The organism is Phaeobacter porticola, from assembly GCF_001888185.1.
In the GTDB taxonomy this organism is placed as follows: Bacteria; Pseudomonadota; Alphaproteobacteria; order Rhodobacterales; family Rhodobacteraceae; genus Phaeobacter; species Phaeobacter porticola.
Map to the genome: position 1 here is coordinate 36,308 of NZ_CP016366.1, position 18,560 is coordinate 54,867.

Consider the following 18,560-nt stretch of genomic DNA (forward strand, 5'->3'; position numbering starts at 1 on the left):
AATATAACACATGGTCAGCCGCCACACCCGGATCGTTGAAAAGGTGCAAACCCGGCTGAAGTTCCGGCAGCTCCGTCTGTTGGTAGCGGTAGGGCAGCACCAGAACATTCAGGGTGCGGCGCGCGAACTGAATGTCTCGCAGCCGGCGGCCACCAAGATGATCAAGGATCTAGAGCTGGATTTTGAGGTCCAGCTGTTTGACCGCACCAACCGTGGGGTCATCCCCACGGCCTATGGTGAGGCGCTGATCAGGCAGGGGCAACTGATCCTGGCGCAGGTGTCAAACGCCGCGCAGGAGCTGGATGACCTCAACGATGGCAGTAGCGGCCGGGTGGTGATCGGCTCGCTTCTTGCAGCCTCGTCAGGGCTTTTGCCGCAGGCGATCGATCAGCTGATGCAAGAGCGGCCGCATGTGGCGGTGAAGGTGGTCGAGGGTACCAATGACGCGCTTATGCCCGCACTGCGCCGCGGCGCGATTGACATGGTGGTCGGGCGGCTGCCAACCCACCGTCACCGCGATGAGATTGCTCAGAGCAAACTGTTTGATGAAACCATCGTGGCGGTGACCGGCCCGGACCATCCGCTTGTGGGGCAGACAGGGCTGAGTTTCGAGGATCTGAAGCCCTTCGGCTGGATCCTGCCACCGCCGGAAACCAGCCTGCGGCGGCAGGTCGACATGTTTTTCGGCGGCCAGGGCATGTATGCACCGGCGTCGCATGTGGACTCGGTGTCCTTTCTGACGAACCGCAGCCTGCTGCAGCGGCGCTCCCTGATCTGCCTTATGCCGCGCCATGTGCCGGAGCAAGATATCGCCTGGGGCAGCCTGTCCAGGCTGGACTGGCAGGTGCCCTTTGGTGCCGGGCCAGTTGGGATTTCGCTGAACGCCAAGGCGCGGCTGTCACCGGCTGCTAAGGCGCTGATCGGTTATCTGGAGCAGGCCACAGCCGAACAGTCATAGCAGCGCGGTGGACAGCAGAGGCCAGTAGCTAAGCGCCACCAGAACCAAGGCTACCGCCAACAGGAATGGCCACAGCGCGGATAGGATTTCAGCCACCCGGATGCCGGTCATTGATGAGGTGATGAACAGTCCAACGCCGACCGGTGGCGTTAGCAGCCCCAGCACCAGATTCAGGCACAGCACCACGCCGAACTGGAACGGGTCTATGTCATAGGAGCCGGTGGCAATCGGCAGCAGGATCGGGGTGACCAGGATCACTGCCGCGATGCCGTCGATCAACATGCCCACAAACAGCAGCATCGCGTTAACAATCAACAGAAAGAGAAATGGATCGCTGGTGATGGCGGTGATGGATGCAGCCAGCTTCTGTGGCAGCGCCTCGTAAACAACCACCCAGCCGAACACATTGGCCGCTGCGATCATGAACACCACCATGCCGGAGTTGACGGCGGTGCGGCGGAATAAGCTGAAGAGCCGTGGCAGTGTCAGCCGTTGGCCAGAGAACCAGGCCATGGCAAACGCCACAAGCGAGGCGACGGCGGCGGATTCGGTAGGCGTCGCCACGCCGAACAGGATGCCGCCGATAATGGTCACGGGTATCAGGCTGGCGGGCAGGCAGCCCAGTAACGCCTGTGCCGCGTCTGACCGTGACATCCATTGCCCCTGCGGGAAGCCTTGTGCGATTCCGATGAGAGTGACGACAACGACAAAGGTTCCAAACAGCAGCAGTCCCGGGAGGATGCCCGCGATGAACATGTCGCCGATCGGCAGCTGCGCCAGGACGCCGTAGATCACAAACATCATCGATGGCGGAACCACTGGCGCCAGAAGGCCACCCGCAGCCGTCGTCGCGGCGGCAAAGCCGGGGCGGTAGCCTTCTTGCTTCATCGCGGGCACCATGGCGCGGCTCATCACTGCGATTTGACTGGCGGCAGAGCCGATGATCGCTGCCATGAACATGTTGGCCAGAAGATTGATATAGGCAAGGCCGCCGCGAAAACCGCCGACAAAAACCCGTGCGGCCTGAACCAGCCGTCGGGTCATGCCGCCCTCGTTCATCAGTTCCCCGGTCATCATAAACAGCGGGATCGCCAGCAGACCGTAGTTTTCAAGACCAGAAAACAGCTGCTGGGCGAAACTGTCGAATAGCACCGCGTTTCCGCTAGCTTGCACATAGGTGATCGCAGTCAGGATAAGCACAAAGGCCACCGGCACCGCGCAGAACATGCAAAGAATGAAAACGGCGACTGTCGTCATGATTGTTCCTTGCGGTCGACCGAGGTGGTGAGGTTATTGAGGCCGTGCAAGATCAGGCCGAAAGCAAAGATCCACATGATGGACCAGACCCAGACCTTGCGTACTCCCAGCGTGCTGGTGGCCTCGGAATAGATGAAATTGAAGGTGGCACCCTGGAAGGTTTCAACGTCAAAGCCAGCGCGCGCGAACTCCAACGGCAGGAACCAGCGCCAACAGAACCAGGCGGTCAGTAGCGCTAGCGCAAAGACCACCGCATCGACGAGGCACGATAGCATCCGCGCGATAGCTTGCGGCAGCGCGTCGGTGACAATGGTGACGGCGACCGCGTCCTTGTGGTGGACCGCAGCTGAGGCTGCCAATAGCGTCATCCAGATCATGGCATAGATCGCCAGTTCATCCACCCAGAATAGCGCAAAGCCGAGGTTGCGGGTCAGCACGTTCAGCAAGATCAGTGCGGTGACCGCGGCGGCAAGAGTGGCGGCGCAGGCCAATTCCGCCCGTGCCCATTGCCGGGAGAAAGTCTGAAGCATTTGGAAAAGCCATGAGTTGGGTCTTGAATATCAGGGCAGGGGCGGGGCTTGGCGCGGCCGCCCTTGCCATACTGGCGGGGTTGTGCGCGGTTAGCGGGTCGCCTCAGCTGCGGCACGGATGGCGGGCAACGACGGCGCCTCTGCAGCCCATTTTTTATCCCATTCAGCGATGACACCGGCGAAGAATTCCGGCCCAACTTTGGTCATCGTCAGGTCCAGTGCCTTCAGATTGTCCAACCACTCTGGTTCCTTGGCAGCGTAGGTGTCGATGGTGCTGTCTAAGTGCTTTGCCATCAGCTCCGCGATCAATTCGCGGTCTTCCTCGTCCAGATCTTTCCATACGCGCGCCGAGACCAGGCCAACCACCGGGAACATCATATGATCGCTTTGCACGATGGTCTTGGCGTGCTCGTGGTACTTTAGCACCCATATCAGCTCTGCATCCATGTCAATGGCGTCGACTTGGCCGTTGGCCAGCGCATCATAGACACTGGGCAGCGGCATCGGGGTCGGCGCCGCGTTCAGTCCCTCATAAAAGTCGAAGATCGGTGCAAATGGTGTGATCCGCAGCTTCAGGCCGCTGAGGTCTTCGGCGCTGTTCACTTCCTCGCGCGATACGATTTGGCGCAGGCCGGCCATGCCAAGACCCAGTCCGACGACACCAGCCTTGGCCGGAAGCGGCTCCAGCATCTGCCGCGCGATATCAGAACGCAATATGCGCCCGGCGTGGTCGATGTCGGCGGCAAGATAGGGTGCGTAGAAGGCACCCAGATCCGGCACCCGGTTGGAGACTTCGGCCACGGTCAGAAACGCCATGTCCAGCGCGCCGGTCTGCAGTTGCTGCAGCATTTGCGCCTCGTTGCCCAGTTGGCGTGCCGGGAAGACCTGTACGCTGTGCGCTCCATCTGAAGCTTTGTTGAGTTCGTCGGCAAAGGCCTCTGCCGCTTTGGTCCAAATGTGCGGCGGCGGCGTCAGGAGGCCCAGCCGGAACTCTGCCGCCTGTGCGCCCAGAGCGAAGCAGCAGGCCGCCGCTGTCGCTACTGCGGTTTTGAGTGACTTCAGATATGCCATGTGTGATCTCCCCTTTGCGAGCTTAGGCCCAGCATGGGGAAGGGTCTGATAGTTCAGCAACTTGTAACACGGCAATCTGATATAAATATATGCTATACCTGACGGGGTGCCGAGCGGGTGCCCGACACCTCGTCAGGGGTTGTTCTCCGCGGTTAGACGGGCAGGGCGCGGCGGTTCTGTTTACGCATGTAAAGCGCAATGAAGGCCAGATTCACCACCAACAGCGCCAACGCCACGGGGTAGTTCACCAGCTCCTGTATAGATCCGCCGGTGAGGCTGTAGGCCTGCGACAAGGTGGTCTCAAACCGGCTGCCCAGAAAGAAGGCAATGATGAACACGATCACCGAGAAACCTAACGCCGAAAGCACCAGCCCCAGCAGCGTGCAGGCCAGCATAGTGTAGAGGCCGAACATGCCGCCCGCGCCCAGGTAGACGCCGGTAATGCACAGCAGCAGCGCCAGAGTGAAGATCACCAGCTCCGGCGCTCTGACCACCGCGGACCATAGCCGCAAGCCTGCCTGGCCAACCCAGAAGTTCATGAAATTGGCAGCGATCATCGCCCCGAACAATCCGTAGATCAGCTCTGCCTGTTGGTCGAACAACAGCGGCCCCGGCTGGATGCCATGGATCTTGAAGGCACCGATCAGCAGGGCTGCACCGACGCTACCGGGGATGCCCAGTGTCAACAGCGGGATCAGGTTGGCCCCGACCACCGCGGAGTTTGCCGATTCCGCCGCCGCGATGCCTTGGATATTGCCTTTGCCGAAACTGTCCGGATCCTTGGCGCTCTCGCGGGTGGCGGCATACGCAATGAAGGCCGCTGCGGTGGACCCGATGCCGGGTAGTGCTCCCAGAACCGTGCCAATCGAGGCGCCGCGCAGCATCGCAAAGCGGCAAGACCAGTACTCGCGCCAGCTGATGCTGCGGTCGGCGGCGGGCTGGTCGGCTGGGATCTCAACTGCGGGGCGCGACAGACCGCTGCCTTGGGCTAAGCGGCGCAGCACCTCGGGCAGCACGAGAATGCCCAAGGCAATCGCTTCCAGTGGAATGCCGTCATAGAGCTCAGTCTGGCCGAAGATCAGTCGTGGTGTGGCGTATTCCGGGTCCAACCCGACGGTGGCAAGCAGCAGACCCAGGAACAGTGCGACACCGCCGCGGGCGATGGTGCCTCCAACCAGGCAGACGATCACCGTAAAGGCAAGCAACAGCAGGAATAGGATCTCCACCGGTCCCAGTTTCAGCGCCACGATGGCCAGCGGCGCAGAGACGGTGATCAGGATAATATCGCTGGCGGTGTCGCCGGTGACCGAGGAATAAAGCGCCATCCGCATTGCCTTCAGCGGCTTGCCTTGTCGCGCCAGCGGAAAGCCGTCGAGCGCGGTGGCAGCGGCATCGGGCGTGCCCGGGGTATTGATCAGCACCGCAGGCACCGCGCCGCCTACCAACCCGCCTTTGCCGATGCCGACTAGGAAGGAAATTCCCACTAGGGGGTCCATGACAAAGGTAAACGGAATTGCAATGGCAATTGCCATCACCGGACCAATGCCGGGAACCGCCCCGACAAATTGGCCGAGGACCACCCCGGCCAGCACATACAGCAGAACCACCGGGGTGAATGTCCCCGCCAGCCCCGCCAGAATTACATCAAACGGCACCATCGCTCCCCCTCCTCAGGGCAAAAGACGTCCCAGCAGGACTTCAAAAACGGTCCAGATCAGCAACGGTCCTGCAAGACCGCCTATGGCCAACCACAGCGGTCGGCGCTCCCCCACCAGCCAAAGCAACCCCAGCGCCAGCGCTGGGGCGGCCAAGAGAAACCCGAAGTGTTTCATCGCCAAGACTCCGGCCAGTGCGATAAAGTAAACCCCGGTAGTTTTCGCTGCCTGCCGCAGATCAAGCGTGTGTGCTTCCTCGCGCTGACAGGCCAACGCGCCACCGAACAGGCCGATCACTGCGGCATAGACGCTGGGCAGAACCTCGGGCGGGATAGAGCCGTCGGGGTAGACGGTTTCCGTCTGTGCCGGGATCACTCCCCAGATCATCGTCGCAGCGAAAATGACAAAAAAAACACCGGATATGCGTTGCAAGGTCATGGCTTTCTCCTGTCGCAAAGCCCCGCGGCGCAAGTTGCAGCCACGGGGCTAGGGATGGGGCGTTACTGGGCAAACAGCGCGCCGATGGGCCCCAGCGAATCCTGCATCATCTGCCGTGTACCTTCGGGGCCGAGGTTGGCCGCAGGAGCGCTGACCGCGTTCTGCACCACGGTCTGCACCGCCTCATCGGCCACGGCTTTGTCCATGGCATCAGCAAGCGCGGTCTTTACGCCTGTGGGTAGACTGCCGGGGGCTGCAATGTAGAAATAGGGAGCGATGAAGAAATCATGGCCGGATTCGATCAACGTCGGCACATCGGGCGCAGAGCTGAGCCGCTTGTCCGACAGGCTGGCGATGGTCTTTATCTGGCCCTCTTCGATGAACGGCAGGTGGGCGCCGGTGCCGAAGGCGGCATCAACCTGGCCCCCCAGTAGCAGCTTATTCATCTCGGCGCCGCTTTCGGCTTTGACCATGCGGAAACTAACGCCTTCCTGCTGGCCGATCTTTTGCAGGATTGCCTTTGCGTCTGGCGCGTCCCAGGCGATCTTGGCAGAGCCTTCCGTGCGGGCAAATTCCACCAGTTCCCCAATCGACGAGAACGTTGCATCGCCGCCCGCGATCAGTGCGGTTTCTGCCACGGTGACGGTGCCGATGTAGTCAAAGCTGTCCAGTGTAAAGGGCAGCGAGTCGGGACGCTGACTAAGCGCCATCAGCGGCGGGATGTTCACCGCCATGCCCAGCACCAGCCCGTCGGGTGCTTCGTTGACAAGAGCGCTGAGCATGGCGACACCGCCGCCGCCAGGACGGTTTTCCACAACCACATCCCAGCCTGTCTGGCGTTCGATGGTGGCCGCGAGTACTCGGCCCATGGTATCGGTTTCGCCTCCGGCCCCAAAGCCAATGCGCAACACAATGGGTTCTTCCGGCGTCCAGGCAGCTGCCGCTTGCGGCAGACTGAGGGCCGTTGCAGCTGCAAATGCAACTGTCTTGAGCAGGTTATTGAGTTTCATGTGGTCCTCCCGTTGGTTTTTGAAATCTTTGGCTCTGCGTACTGGTGGTGGCCACGGGGCATCATTCTGCACCCGATGGGATGAAGAGTTTCAGGCGCAGAGCAGGAGACGTCACGGGACGTGCCGCCAGGGCGGTCCCGTGACGTCAGTGGTTTAGGGGCAGATGCCGCACACGGAGCGCGGCGGCCGGTCAGGTCACGGTGTTGACGACGTTAAAGCGGTCTTCTTTCCACTCTTCGGTTTTCATCACCTCATAAAGGTGGTTGGCGGCGTCCCAGACATCGGCAAAGCGCAGGTACAGCGGCGTGAAGCCGAAGCGCATCACGTTGGGCTGGCGAAAGTCGCCGATCACGCCACGGGCAATCAGCGCCTGCACAATGGCATAGCCGCCCTCGGCGTGGGTTAGTGAGACCTGACCGTTGCGTAGCGTGCCGTCTTTCGGGCTGTAAAAGCCGATACCAAAGTCATCAGCGAAGCTCTCAACCAGCTGGACGAACAGATCCGACAATGCCCGGCCTTTGGAATAGAGATCGGTGATTTCGACATCATCAAAGACCGCTAGTCCCGATTGCAGCGCGCGCATAGACAGGGTGTGCTGGGTGCCGCACAACAGCGCACGGGCGCCTTCACCCTGGCGGTAGCTCTGCTCGAATTTGAAGGGTGCGGCATGGCCATGCCAGCCGGAGAGCGGCTGGGTGAACTTGCCGTGGTGGCGCTTGGCTGCATAGGCATAGGCGGGTGAACCTGGCCCGCCGTTGAGGTATTTGTAGGTACAGCCGACCGCGAAATCGACATTCAGATCGTGCAGATCGACCGGGATCACTCCGGCAGAATGGCACATGTCCACCATCACCAATGCGCCGCGTTCATGCGCCAGCTTGGTCAACGCCTTTACGTCGCGGATCACGCCAGAGCGGTAATCCACGTGGTTCAGCATCACCACCGCTGTGTCGGCGTCGATCATATCCTCGATCCGGTCGCCGTCGCGGCCTTCTAATGCCAATGTGGCGCCGTCCAAAGTGGATCGGACGCCCTCGGCCATGTAGAGATTTGTCGGAAAGGAGGTGCCTTCTGCCACGATTTTGCGACGGCCAGGCTTCATCGAAAGCGCTGCGTGCAGAGTCTTATAGATGTTGAGGGAAGTGGTGTCACAGACCACAATCTCGCCCTCGCCGGCGCCCAGCAGCTGGGCAAGGCGGTCCCCCAGCGTGTCGGTCAGCATAAACCAGCCGGCGGTGTTGTGGCTGCGGATCAGCCCCTTAGCCCATTCTTCGCGCATGGTTCGGTCGATACTGTCGAACACAGCTTTCGGAGCCGGACCCAGAGAATTGCCATCCAGGTAGATGGTGCCTTCTTCAATGAAGAACTCGTCGCGCTTGTGCGCCAGCGGATCTTGGCTGTCCAGAGCCTCGGCGGCGCTGCGGGTGGGGGTGAGGGCCATTGGCTTTCCTTCTCGGGCTGGGTGTGCGACTGATAAAATCAAAGTGAACACCTAAAATCGTATATGATTTAATTTATCGTATACGATTATTTCTCTGGAGGTCAATCTATGGATTTGCCCACGTCGTCAAAATCGGAAATGGCCTATCAATTCCTGCTCAAACAATTGATTGAGGCGAAAATTCCGCCCAAGGCGCCACTGCGGATCCCGGCGTTGGGAAAGGACAGCGGCTTGGGTGTGACACCGATGCGCGAGGCATTGCGGCGACTGGAGAGTGAGCGATTCGTGGTGATGGAGAACAATCGCGGCTTCCGCGCCGCGGCTGTGACCCAAGCAGAGCTGATGGACCTCGAAGGCTGTCGGCTCGTGATCGAAACCGCCCTGCTGCGCGAGGCGATTGCGCATGGTGATGATGTCTGGGAGGCAGAGATCCTATCCAGCCACCATCTGCTGGCCAAAGCGGTCGAGCCGGCGGAGACCAGCAATCTTGATGACTTACGGTTGTGGTCGGACCGGCACCGCGGTTTCCATAGGGCGTTGTTGGTGGCGTCGCGCTCGCAATGGCTGAATTTGTTCTACGATCAGATTTCCAACCATCTGGATCGGCATTTCTTCAGCATGTTCACAGGCGACAACCGCGGTAAGTTCCTTGGTAGCACCGAATTGATCGCTCACAGTCGCGCCGCCCTTGGCATTGCGCACCACACCAAGCTGATGGAGGCGGTATTGGCGCGCGACGAGGATCGGGCCGTGCGCCTGCTGGAAGAGCACGCGGGCTTCACCCGTCGCTTCTTTGACCGAGTGGAAGATCAGAGCGAGAGCAGCCCATAGGTAGGTGAGCAGATTGGCTATCAGGAAACAGCATATCTGCTTTCCCGGATATCAGTTGAACGCTTGTGCCAGGCCTGCGCCTAATCGGGTCGTTCAACTCCAGGAGGCGCAGGCACATGTATCTCGATCTCAACCTCTTTATCGATGGCCAGTGGCGGAAGGCGGAGCGCAGTATCGCGGTCGTGAACCCGGCCAGCGAAGAAGAATTGGGGCAACTGCCCTGCGCCGGTCGCGTGGATCTGGAGGATGCGCTGGCGGCGGCGGAGCGAGGGCTGGCGGTCTGGAGTCGCACCGCGCCGCGTGAACGTGCCGATATCATCCTGCGCGCCGCCGCGCTGATGCGCGAGCGGCAGGAAGAGATTGCGCAGACCATCACATCCGAGCACGGTAAGCCGCTTGCGCAGGCCCGGCTGGAGGTTATCCGTGGCGCTGAGTTTTTTGAATGGGATGCAGGTGAGGCGATGCGAGCCTATGGGCGTGTCATTCCGGCGGCGGCGGGCTCAAAACTGTCAGTCCATCATCATCCTATCGGAGTGGTTGCTGCGTTCTCACCGTGGAACTTCCCGATGAGCCAACCTGCTCGCAAGGTTGCGGGGGCGCTGGCATCGGGCTGTTCGATTATTCTGAAGGCGGCCGAGGAAACGCCCGGCGGCGCGGTGCATATCGTGCGTGCGTTTAAGGATGCGGGCCTTCCGGCCGGTGTGCTGAACCTAGTGTTCGGAGTGCCTTCAGAGATCTCTGAATATCTGATCCCACAGCCGGCGGTAAAGCTCGTGGCTCTGACCGGGTCCACTGCCGTAGGGCGCCAGCTGACAAGTCTTGCTGCCAGGCACGACACCCGCGCGCTGATGGAGCTGGGCGGCCATGCGCCCGTCATTGTCTGCGAAGATGCGGATGTGGAAAAGGCTGCGGTCAGTGGCGCCATCCGCAAGATGCGCAATACCGGTCAGGTCTGCACCTCGCCGACCCGTTTTTTTGTTCATCAGAGCATTTTTGAGGAGTTCAAGGCCCGCTTCACCGAGCGCGCCGCCTCAACCGTCGTTGGCAACGGCGTGGAGCCAGGCGTCGAGATGGGGCCAACCGCTAACGAGCGCCGCCTCCCGGTGCTGACGGCGCTGGTCGAGGATGCGGTCGCCAAGGGCGCCGAGCTGCTGACCGGCGGTGCACGGCTGGGCGACCTGGGCTATTTCTTTCAGCCTACTGTGCTGGCCAATGTTCCGCCTGAGGCACGGATCATGCAGGAGGAGCCCTTTGGGCCGATTGCGGTGCTGAATCCGGTGGCGGATCTGGATGCAGCCATCGCCGCCGCAAATGCGGTGCCCTACGGGCTGGCGGGCTACGGCATGACAAACCGCGCCGACTACATCGACCGGATGATCGACGAAGTCGAGGTCGGCAACCTTTCGATCAACACGCTGGAGGCCTCTCTACCGGAAACCCCCTTTGGCGGGGTCAAGGCCAGCGGCCATGGCCGCGAAGGCGGCGCCGAGGGCTTGGACAGCTATCTGACTGTCAAGAACGTTTGGCATGCCCGCAGCATCGCCTGAACCGCCGAGCGCAAGGCAACAGTTACAGTCCAAAGGAGATCAAATATGTCCAATCATCCCACTCTGAAGCCTTTCAATTTTCAAAAGTGGCTGGCCGAGAACGCGGACAAGCTGAAACCGCCGGTTGGCAATCAGCTGCTGCACAAGGACGGCGACGGCATGATTGTTATGGTGGTCGGCGGCCCCAACACCCGCTGCGATTTTCATGATGATCCAGTGGAGGAATGGTTCTTTCAGCAGAAGGGCGACATGATGATCAAAATCGCGGATGGCGGTAAGATCTATGATGTGCCGGTGCGAGAGGGTGAGGTGTTCATGTTGCCGCCGCATGTGCGCCATGCGCCGCAACGCCCACAGGAGGGATCAATCGGCATCGTCGTCGAAGCGCCGCGCCAGCCCGGTATGAAAGAGGGCTTTGAGTGGTTTTGCTTCAACTGCGAGGCGCTGGTTCACCGTGAAGAGGTCACGCTGGATGGTACAGACGGCATCGTCTCGGCATTGCCCAAGATTTACGAGGCATTCCACTCCAATATCGAGGCGCGCACTTGCAAGACTTGTGGTGAGGTCCATCCAGGCAAGGGCAAGCCGCCGCAGGGATGGGTGCAACTTTGAATTGACCCCCCAGTACGGGGCCGTCGGCAATTCTGACTGCGCGGTGATCACCACGGCGCGCGCAGTTGGTAGCTTTGTTTTCAATATGCTGAGGCGACGGGGAGGAAGCTGGAAATATCCATGCAAGCTATCTCCTCGATCATCTTGCAAAGGCTCCGTCAAAGCCTTTGCTCAAAATTGACTACGGTGGCGATAGCCTCGCCATTACTGCCGAGATCGGCTTGGGCGCTCTCTCAAAAAATTACTGGAAATCGTCACAAGCCTGAAGGCGCGAGAACTCGGGAGTGATCCGCCTCGAAGAACGGCTCGATGCCGCGTGCACCGGCGGTGAGGAGCAGCGCAGGCTATCATCTGCGCCGCTGGTTAACTGTGGTCAGTCGTTGTTGACCAGGTCCTTCAGTTCATCCGCAATCTGCGTATCGGCATCGGCTTTGTCTACTTGGTCAGCCAGATCCCCCTTTAGCGCGCCTTCTGTGTCTGCATGGGTGGGATCACCGTTTTCACCCGCACGGTTTTTCAAAGGGATATGCTGTTCAGATCCATTCAGATCATACAGCTGCTCTTTCGGTTCGAACTTTGTCACGGAACTTGCTCCTGTTCAGCTCAGATCAGCCGACGACCGCCGGCTTAGCTGCGTTTGATTGATATACAAGTAGAACAGTCGACGCGGAAGAAGGTTCCTGCCACCCGCCAATCCAAGCTGTTTTTTTAGCATCTTATCCGACTGCTCGCGGTCAAATCGCTGATGTCAGGAAACAGTTCTCACTTGCAGGTAGGGGCGCTGTCTGCCAAGGTGGCAATCTTCAACTATGTATGGCTTCTGAAACCCGCCCCGACGACACTCTGCCAGAGGCGAGAAAGTGGCAAAAAATCAGAGCATTTGTGAACTCAAGATGCAGCTGCCCTTCGCTGCACGCTGTCTGAACCGGTAAGATGCGGACGAAGCTGACGTTGAGCTGTCTAAATTCAATGTCGGCTTGTAGTGGTCGAGCGAAAAATCACTGAAGGTTCTCAACAACTTTCCAGAATTCGGCCCACGCTGTTCTTTGTTCAGAGGGAACCCCATCTTCATTATCATTGACTAACTGCTCAGGAGTTGCCCAAGCAACACTTAGAGGTCGCGCAGCGCGGCATAATTGCTCCGCTTGTTCTTTAGAGATTTCGCTGCCCGAGATCAGCGTTAAGCCCTCGTCATCCTCTGAAATTTGCTGCAACGCATCGAGGTGAGTTCGCAGGTCAGCGCTCTTCGCATCTTCTGGAAACGCAGCAATAAGTGTCTCAAAAGTAGCCAAGTCTTGTTCGCGCGCTCCTTGGCAGGCCCATTTAATAGCGATAGGATGCAAGATAAAATCAAAGCCAAAAAATACGTTGATTTCCGGATTTGATTGAGCGGAAGCAACCGAAGCCATCATGCTGACTGAGAAAGCTATTCGTTTGGTTGCTCTAATCATCACAAATACTTTTAGGAGTGAACATTGGCGTCACCATGTTGCCACTGAAGCCCTTTGGCAATCCCCAGACGCGCAAGTCGAGGTCGTCTAAGCCGACGTTCGCGACGAGCGCAGCATCGGTCAGAACGGGCTCACAACCGACCGATGCCCATGCGGCAATGCCATTGCGGCGGGATGAACGAGACCGGCCATTCGCCAATCTCGCCAAAACCATGATTTTGCAGGGGATCTGACGATACGCTGCCGTTGGATGTCAATGAGCCGATGTTCAGGGCGTAGGCGGCGAAATCTGATAACGAGCCCACTTCAACGAATGCTGCGGGTTGAATAATTGGCGGCTTTGGTCGCATGGGCCAAAACGCGTCCCACGAAGGTATGTTTCCTCATGGAGTGCTGGTGGCGTTAGCCGAACATCAGTAGTGTTCGGTCTGATCATGGTGCTAAAAGATTTGAGAACCACTTTGAACGGACGTGTCTCCGACAAGCACATCTTTAGCAAAGGGGTTTCCTGATGAGCCGCGCCGAACGTTTAGCTCTGTATGTCGCGCTGACTGCGATCACTGCTCTCGCCATTGACGGTGTCCTTCCCGCAATGCCGATGATCGAGGCTGCCTTCCCGCCATCACCGCCATTCTCGGGCGCTCAGATCGTTACCGCCTTTGTGCTTGGTATGGCTATCGGTGAACTGGTGATTGGACCATTCAGCGATGCGGCGGGGAGGCGCCCTGCGGTGATTGTTGGTCTTGCTATCTTTGTCTTTGGCACCGTCGTCGCCGCCACCGCGGACAGTTTCTCGGCGGTGATTATTGGCCGTTTTTTTCAAGGTGTGGGTGTTGCCGGACCGAAAATCGGTACGCGCGCAATGATCCGTGACCGCTACGCTGGCTCTGACATGGCTAAGGTCATGTCCGTCATCTTCACCTTGCTCATCCTCGTCCCAATGATTGCGCCCGCCATAGGTGCCGCTGTCGCGGCGTTCGTCGGCTGGCGTGGTATATTTTGGGCATATCTGACATTGACTGCCGGTCTTGGCACCTGGCTGTGGATCCGCCATCCTGAGACACTGACCCTCGAAAGAAGAGTGCCTTTGCAACCTCGGCGGTTAGCGCGAAACATCAAGATAGTTGCAAGTCGCCTCGACGTCATGCCTGTGGTGATCGCCACTGGTTTCGTTTTTGGAGCGCAGCTAACCTATTTTGCAGTGGCTGCGGATATCTTCATCGTTTTGTACAGACTTCCAGAGATGATGCCCGCGCTATTTGCTGTCCTTGCCACAGGCACGGGCGCAGCGCTCCTCTTGAACGTTCGCCTCGTTGGGCGCACTGGCATGGAGGTCCCGATACTCTCCGGCCTACTTCTGCTAGGCGCATCGGGAGTGGGCCTCCTTACGGTTGCGGCGCTCACGGATGGTCACCCCCAGCTGGCGGCTTTGCTCGGTATAGCGTGGTTTGGGTTCTTCGCTCTCGGTCTCTTGTTCGGCAACCTCAACGCATTCGCCATGCGTCCACTTGGGGATTTAGCAGGGCTCGGATCTTCGATAATTGCGTCAGTCTCTAGCATCGTGGCATTTGCTTTCGCCTCAGCGATAGAGTTGGTAGCAGAGGGGCCGGTTTGGGCCGTCGCCTGGGCATTCATACTCGCCGCGCTGCTATCCGCCGTCTTCATGCTGGTGGCTCTCCCAGATGGATCTCGCAAGCGGCTCCTCCGCATCATCAGCAGTCGCAGGTGATCTTCAGTTCGATATGAAACCGCGCCTTTTTTGCGAGTATTTGTTGAAGCGGACTTTGGCGCAACCGCAGCGAAAGTTCATTTTGTCCCGCCTCTGCCGACCTTGACCTAGATCGCGGTGATGCGAGAATTGCGGGAGGGTCGCGGCAAGGGCAAGGTGGGCGCGGTAGGCTTCGCGGGCAGACTGGGCCTTTTGCAGCCGGTCTGCTTCGTCCAGTTGGAATTTCACGCCGATCAGGCGGCTACTGCAACCAGAGCGGTCACGGTTGCCGCACCCGCTTCAACCGAAGGTGCATGGCGTGACAGCCACCTCATACTGCGGGCATTTGTTGTGTGGCACAGTGGATACCGCCACCCATCTCGCCCAACGGGTCTACGTTCAAGGTGATGATGTCATGGCTTGGGTAATGTTTGGCCAAGGCGTCTTTGGCGATTTGATCAGTCTCGGGGTCCCCGAATTGGGCCGCGACCACACCACCGTTGCAAACGTAGTAGTTGGCGTAGGAGGCAACAAAATCGATGCTCTCGATGCGACGGCGGACAGGCTCGGGGATGACGTCAACTTCAAGTCCTTCCGCGACAAGGAGATCATGTGTATCAGCCGCTGCCGCGTGAAACGGATCGGACATATCGAGTTCGTCGGGAAGATTGATCAGCACACGACCCGGCCCCGTAAATCGCGCAAGACTGTCGATGTGATAGTCCGTGATATCTTCGCCCCATACGCCCTCAGACCAAATCATCCGCTCAGCACCATAGGCCCGCAAAAGGCGGGCTTCGACCTCATCGCGCGAAAGCCCCGGATTGCGATTGTCGTTCACCCAAGAGCTTTCGTGGGCAAGCAACAAGCCGCGACCATCTTGCTCGACGCCGCCTGCTTCACCGCGTAAGCTTGTGGAAAGAAAATCTAATCCAAGGCGATTTGCGACTTGTTCAGCGATCTGACTATCGCGCACATTGACCTGTTTTTCACCCCAGCCGTTAAACTGGATATGTCTCACGGCGATGCCACCTTTACCATCTACCACAAAGATTGGCCCAGCATCGCGACACCACAGATCTTCGGTTGGAACATCCCAAAGTTCAACGCGTTCCGATAGCTTCCGGCGTGCGCCCGCGTGATCGGCGTTTGCCGCCAGCATTGTGACCGGCTCAAATTCCGAGATGACATTGGCGATATTCGCAATCGTTTGTTGCGCCATGTCCAGAAAGAGCCCATCGGGATGGACACGCCGATTAACGGGCCACTGCATAAAGGTGCGCTGGTGCTGTGCTTCTTCGGGCGGGACATAGAAACCATCACCGGACTGCGCAAAAGAGGGCCCTGCTAAAGTCATCGCGCCCAGGGCTCCCATCCCGCCAATTACATCACGTCTAAACATTGTCCTACGCCTTATTGTCTGGGTCTCAGTTTGCTGCGGTTTTGTCGAATAGGCCTTCAAGATGCGCAATGAACTCTGTGCAGAACGTAATCGAGACATCTTCTGGATCATAAAACGCATTCGCGTCACCGCAGGATTCAACTTTGACTATATCAACACAGAGGTGATCGGTTCCAGCATTACGCAAGTGATGGCACGGTGATTGGCACTGAAGGCACGCTGGATCTCGGTACTCAGACAACAAATATGTTTGGCGCCGAAGGAGGGAAGGTGATCCTTCTTGAGGGCGGAGGGATTGCCGTAGCCTGGTGGACACTTGTTGATGGCGAGAGCAATTTGGCAGTGCAGAGCTTTGCGCTGGATGGCAGTGCCCTTACGGATGCCACTTTGATTTTGGCCGAGGGGTCATCGACCTTCGATCTTGACCAATATCCCAATGGTTCCATCGTGCTCACATGGGATGAGAATGGCAGTATCTACGAACAATCTATTGACGCGCCACCACCGCCGATGACGGCGATCATCATCTGGACCTGTCGCGATTTGATGCCGGCCCGGGCGCTCGTTTAAGCCACCTTTTGTTCGAATGCGACCGGGCTTCCAGCCCAGTGCTGAGTGTCGGCGTCGCGGATTTTAGAAGCCGTTGATGTATTCAAAGATCGCCATCTCGGCTTGCCTGCGGGTTTCCCATGATCTTCGCCAGATCAATTCTGCCTTGATGGTTTTGAAGAACGTCTCGACCACTGCTCGGCAGGCGATTTGCAGTGCAAATCTGCCGAGAGGGGCCGCATTATCGTAGCAGTTTCCTGTCCCGCTCATCGATACCTTGAACCCGTTTTGGCGCAGGATCTTCTGATCGTCGTGAGAACAGTATTGCGATCCACGATCCGTGTGGTGAATGCAGCCTTTTGGCGGTGACCGGCATGCGATGGCCATCCACCGCCCGGCAGTGGTTTGCCTGCAAACCATGAGAGGGATCAGCGCCCGGATCGCCAGATCCCGTTTCATTCGATTGCTCACCGCCCAGCCGATGACCCGCCTGGAATGCAGGTCCAGAATCACTGCGAGATACAGCCAGCCTTCACGGGGCCAGATATAGCTGATGTCACCTTGTGTTTGCGCGTTCTGACAACAGATATGCCGTTCTGGCGCATTAGGCGGCCCACCACTGCCCGGCAGGCGAATGCAAAGCATTCTGCCGAGAGGGGCGACGGTGCCCGATATCCAGACCAATCTCTTTCAGCTCCTCCGTCATCCGTGGCCTGCCATAGCTGCCCAAGCTGAGGCGCAACTGTTCCTTGATATGCGCCAGTGCCACCAGATCACTGCGCTGTCTGCAGCTGGCCGGACGGCTGCGGAAGGCCCGCAGACCGCGCGGACCAACATCCATGACATCACACAGCCGGTGGGTGGGAAAGCTGTCGCGGTGTTCCTCCCCTTCCGGGACATTGCTACGCAATGCCCTGCCGGGCAGTGGATGAACCTGAACCTCATGGCCTTTGGCCCGCGAAGAACTGCGTTGCCTTCATCGGGAAAACAGTCCCCCGGACTGTTTTCTGGTCCTCTTCAGTTTAAGATCTCCCTCTCCTCCTTGAGAATGCGGTTCTCACGTCGAAGCCGGTCATTCTCTTGGACCAGGCTCAAATCCTCGTGCGACACTACATCCGTGTCCCGGTGTGCCGTGATCCATTTGTTAAGCGTTGACAGGCCAACACCAGGATCATCAGCAACCTGCTTGCGGTTAAGCCCGCTGGTCAGCGCTATTCGCAACCGCATCAGCTCGGAATTCGTCCGTCCGGTTCGTGCCCATACCTCGTCTCCTTTGGTGCAGTAAATGCGATCAAAGGGCCGGCATCAAACCGCGACAGGTCCAGACCTGCCTGGGACGCAATCGAAGCCAACCTGTAGTCCATAGCCCTGCGCCACGTAATCACCGACAAGCGCCTCGTAGTGAAACAGCACATTGGCCAGCGTAAAGACAGCAAGCAGGGCCAGCACGATCAGGGTGCGCCAATTCTTCCCTGCGACGATCTCGCGCAGGATCAGGCAGCCAAGCATGATGGGAAAGGCGAGGTCGATTGCGGGGGCCAGAAGCGGCGGAAACTGCTGGGAGAACAGGATAGTCGCGCGCCCGACGCACCAAACCGCAAAAAGCCCCACCAACCGCCAGCCGACGATGGGCAAACGCCCGGTCCAGTTGGGCACGGCTGTCAGCAAGAAACCGGCAAGAACCGCGCCAAGATAGCCGAACAGGAATTCATGCGCATGCCATGAGCCGCGGTCGAACCGGGACGGCAGGTCGATCCCGCCCATCAGAACCGCCATCCACAGGCCCATGGCCACGATGACCCAAATCGCCCCGAAAAGGAAGAACGGACGGAAGCCAAAGCTGAAGATCGCAGGCCCTTTCCAGCTACGCATCTGTTCTGCGGATGACTGCGGCATTATGGTCGCGCCGATGTTACGCGGGACGTCGTCAGACCCGTCCCGTCTTTGCCACATGTCAGGCGTACCCAGCGATAGCGGTGAAAAAACGTCAGCCTGACTATGTCAGCGTCTTCGCCTTCACCTGTTTCGAAACATGAGGTGATTTCGCCCGCCCGCATCAGCAGCTGCACCTCTTCCAGGGGGCAGATCGAGCAACTTTCC

At 58.8% G+C, this 18,560-nt stretch carries 20 protein-coding genes and 1 pseudogene; 6 read left to right on the plus strand and 15 right to left on the minus strand.

Going from position 1 to position 18,560, the window contains the following annotated elements:
• Positions 1-10: 10 nt before the first annotated feature.
• Positions 11-958 carry a LysR substrate-binding domain-containing protein gene (locus PhaeoP97_RS18710; protein WP_027246620.1) on the plus strand — a complete coding sequence of 316 codons (948 nt, stop codon included), beginning with the start codon at positions 11-13 and terminating at the stop codon, positions 956-958.
• Here PhaeoP97_RS18710 and PhaeoP97_RS18715 read toward each other — a convergent pair.
• From PhaeoP97_RS18715 to kynU, 7 genes are all read right to left on the minus strand, one after another.
• The gene (locus PhaeoP97_RS18715) at positions 953-2,215 is read right to left on the minus strand and encodes a TRAP transporter large permease (RefSeq protein ID WP_072506769.1); all 1,263 of its coding nucleotides are present in this window, start codon (positions 2,213-2,215) and stop codon (positions 953-955) included. The genes PhaeoP97_RS18710 and PhaeoP97_RS18715 overlap by 6 nt on opposite strands.
• Positions 2,212-2,745: a TRAP transporter small permease gene (locus PhaeoP97_RS18720; RefSeq protein WP_072506770.1), complete on the minus strand. Its 534-nt coding sequence runs from the start codon at positions 2,743-2,745 to the stop codon at positions 2,212-2,214. The genes PhaeoP97_RS18715 and PhaeoP97_RS18720 overlap by 4 nt, the downstream gene beginning before the upstream one ends.
• A 90-nt stretch (positions 2,746-2,835) precedes the next feature.
• Entirely contained in the window at positions 2,836-3,816 is a 981-nt protein-coding gene (locus PhaeoP97_RS18725) for a TRAP transporter substrate-binding protein (RefSeq protein ID WP_072506771.1), read from the minus strand.
• Positions 3,817-3,968: 152 nt separating this feature from the next.
• A complete protein-coding gene (locus PhaeoP97_RS18730) occupies positions 3,969-5,474 on the minus strand; it encodes a tripartite tricarboxylate transporter permease (protein WP_072506772.1) in 1,506 nt (501 codons plus the stop codon).
• A gap of 12 nt (positions 5,475-5,486) precedes the next feature.
• The gene (locus tag PhaeoP97_RS18735; RefSeq protein ID WP_072506773.1) at positions 5,487-5,909 is read right to left on the minus strand and encodes a tripartite tricarboxylate transporter TctB family protein; all 423 of its coding nucleotides are present in this window, start codon (positions 5,907-5,909) and stop codon (positions 5,487-5,489) included.
• 62 nt (positions 5,910-5,971) lie between these two features.
• Positions 5,972-6,919: a tripartite tricarboxylate transporter substrate binding protein gene (locus PhaeoP97_RS18740; protein ID WP_072506774.1), complete on the minus strand. Its 948-nt coding sequence runs from the start codon at positions 6,917-6,919 to the stop codon at positions 5,972-5,974.
• Positions 6,920-7,109: 190 nt separating this feature from the next.
• Entirely contained in the window at positions 7,110-8,360 is a 1,251-nt protein-coding gene (gene kynU, locus PhaeoP97_RS18745) for a kynureninase (protein WP_072506775.1), read from the minus strand.
• 108 nt (positions 8,361-8,468) lie between these two features.
• Between kynU and PhaeoP97_RS18750 the strand changes: the two genes are divergently transcribed.
• From PhaeoP97_RS18750 to PhaeoP97_RS18760, 3 genes are all read left to right on the plus strand, one after another.
• Entirely contained in the window at positions 8,469-9,191 is a 723-nt protein-coding gene (locus PhaeoP97_RS18750; RefSeq protein WP_036766815.1) for a GntR family transcriptional regulator, read from the plus strand.
• Between the two features lie 116 nt (positions 9,192-9,307).
• On the plus strand, positions 9,308-10,738 hold the full coding sequence (locus PhaeoP97_RS18755) for an NAD-dependent succinate-semialdehyde dehydrogenase (RefSeq protein ID WP_072506776.1): 1,431 nt from the start codon (positions 9,308-9,310) through the stop codon (positions 10,736-10,738).
• A 45-nt stretch (positions 10,739-10,783) separates the two neighbouring features.
• Positions 10,784-11,350 (plus strand): 3-hydroxyanthranilate 3,4-dioxygenase, encoded by a 567-nt coding sequence (locus PhaeoP97_RS18760; protein WP_072506777.1) that lies wholly within the window; start codon positions 10,784-10,786, stop codon positions 11,348-11,350.
• Between the two features lie 373 nt (positions 11,351-11,723).
• Here PhaeoP97_RS18760 and PhaeoP97_RS18765 read toward each other — a convergent pair whose 3' ends face one another.
• From PhaeoP97_RS18765 to PhaeoP97_RS18775, 3 genes are all read right to left on the minus strand, one after another.
• Positions 11,724-11,933 carry a hypothetical protein gene (locus tag PhaeoP97_RS18765; protein WP_072506778.1) on the minus strand — a complete coding sequence of 70 codons (210 nt, stop codon included), beginning with the start codon at positions 11,931-11,933 and terminating at the stop codon, positions 11,724-11,726.
• A 415-nt stretch (positions 11,934-12,348) separates the two neighbouring features.
• Entirely contained in the window at positions 12,349-12,801 is a 453-nt protein-coding gene (locus PhaeoP97_RS20120) for a hypothetical protein (protein WP_157891277.1), read from the minus strand.
• Between the two features lie 131 nt (positions 12,802-12,932).
• The gene (locus PhaeoP97_RS18775; RefSeq protein ID WP_072506779.1) at positions 12,933-13,151 is read right to left on the minus strand and encodes a hypothetical protein; all 219 of its coding nucleotides are present in this window, start codon (positions 13,149-13,151) and stop codon (positions 12,933-12,935) included.
• Between the two features lie 161 nt (positions 13,152-13,312).
• Here PhaeoP97_RS18775 and PhaeoP97_RS18780 point away from each other — a divergent pair, with 161 nt between their 5' ends.
• Entirely contained in the window at positions 13,313-14,530 is a 1,218-nt protein-coding gene (locus PhaeoP97_RS18780; protein ID WP_072506780.1) for an MFS transporter, read from the plus strand.
• Between the two features lie 310 nt (positions 14,531-14,840).
• Here the strand turns inward: PhaeoP97_RS18780 and PhaeoP97_RS18785 are convergent, their stop codons facing one another.
• Both PhaeoP97_RS18785 and PhaeoP97_RS20955 read right to left on the minus strand, forming a co-directional pair.
• Complete coding sequence (locus PhaeoP97_RS18785) at positions 14,841-15,911, minus strand: agmatine deiminase family protein (RefSeq protein ID WP_072506781.1); 1,071 nt, start codon at positions 15,909-15,911, stop codon at positions 14,841-14,843.
• Between the two features lie 25 nt (positions 15,912-15,936).
• A complete protein-coding gene (locus PhaeoP97_RS20955; RefSeq protein WP_237029054.1) occupies positions 15,937-16,227 on the minus strand; it encodes a DUF4344 domain-containing metallopeptidase in 291 nt (96 codons plus the stop codon).
• On the opposite strand from PhaeoP97_RS20955, the gene PhaeoP97_RS20710 reads away from it, so the two are divergent.
• On the plus strand, positions 16,110-16,481 hold the full coding sequence (locus PhaeoP97_RS20710) for a hypothetical protein (RefSeq protein WP_072506782.1): 372 nt from the start codon (positions 16,110-16,112) through the stop codon (positions 16,479-16,481). The genes PhaeoP97_RS20955 and PhaeoP97_RS20710 overlap by 118 nt on opposite strands.
• Here the strand turns inward: PhaeoP97_RS20710 and PhaeoP97_RS18795 are convergent.
• From PhaeoP97_RS18795 to PhaeoP97_RS20715, 3 genes and pseudogenes are all read right to left on the minus strand, one after another.
• A pseudogene (locus PhaeoP97_RS18795) lies at positions 16,478-17,721 on the minus strand (IS3 family transposase). The gene PhaeoP97_RS20710 and the pseudogene PhaeoP97_RS18795 sit on opposite strands and share 4 nt — an antisense overlap.
• Before the next feature lie 44 nt (positions 17,722-17,765).
• Positions 17,766-18,356, minus strand: coding sequence for an NnrS family protein (locus PhaeoP97_RS18805; protein ID WP_072506783.1), 591 nt, complete (start codon positions 18,354-18,356; stop codon positions 17,766-17,768).
• Positions 18,356-18,517 (minus strand): DUF6522 family protein, encoded by a 162-nt coding sequence (locus PhaeoP97_RS20715; protein WP_237029056.1) that lies wholly within the window; start codon positions 18,515-18,517, stop codon positions 18,356-18,358. The genes PhaeoP97_RS18805 and PhaeoP97_RS20715 overlap by 1 nt, the downstream gene beginning before the upstream one ends.
• Positions 18,518-18,560: the final 43 nt, after the last annotated feature.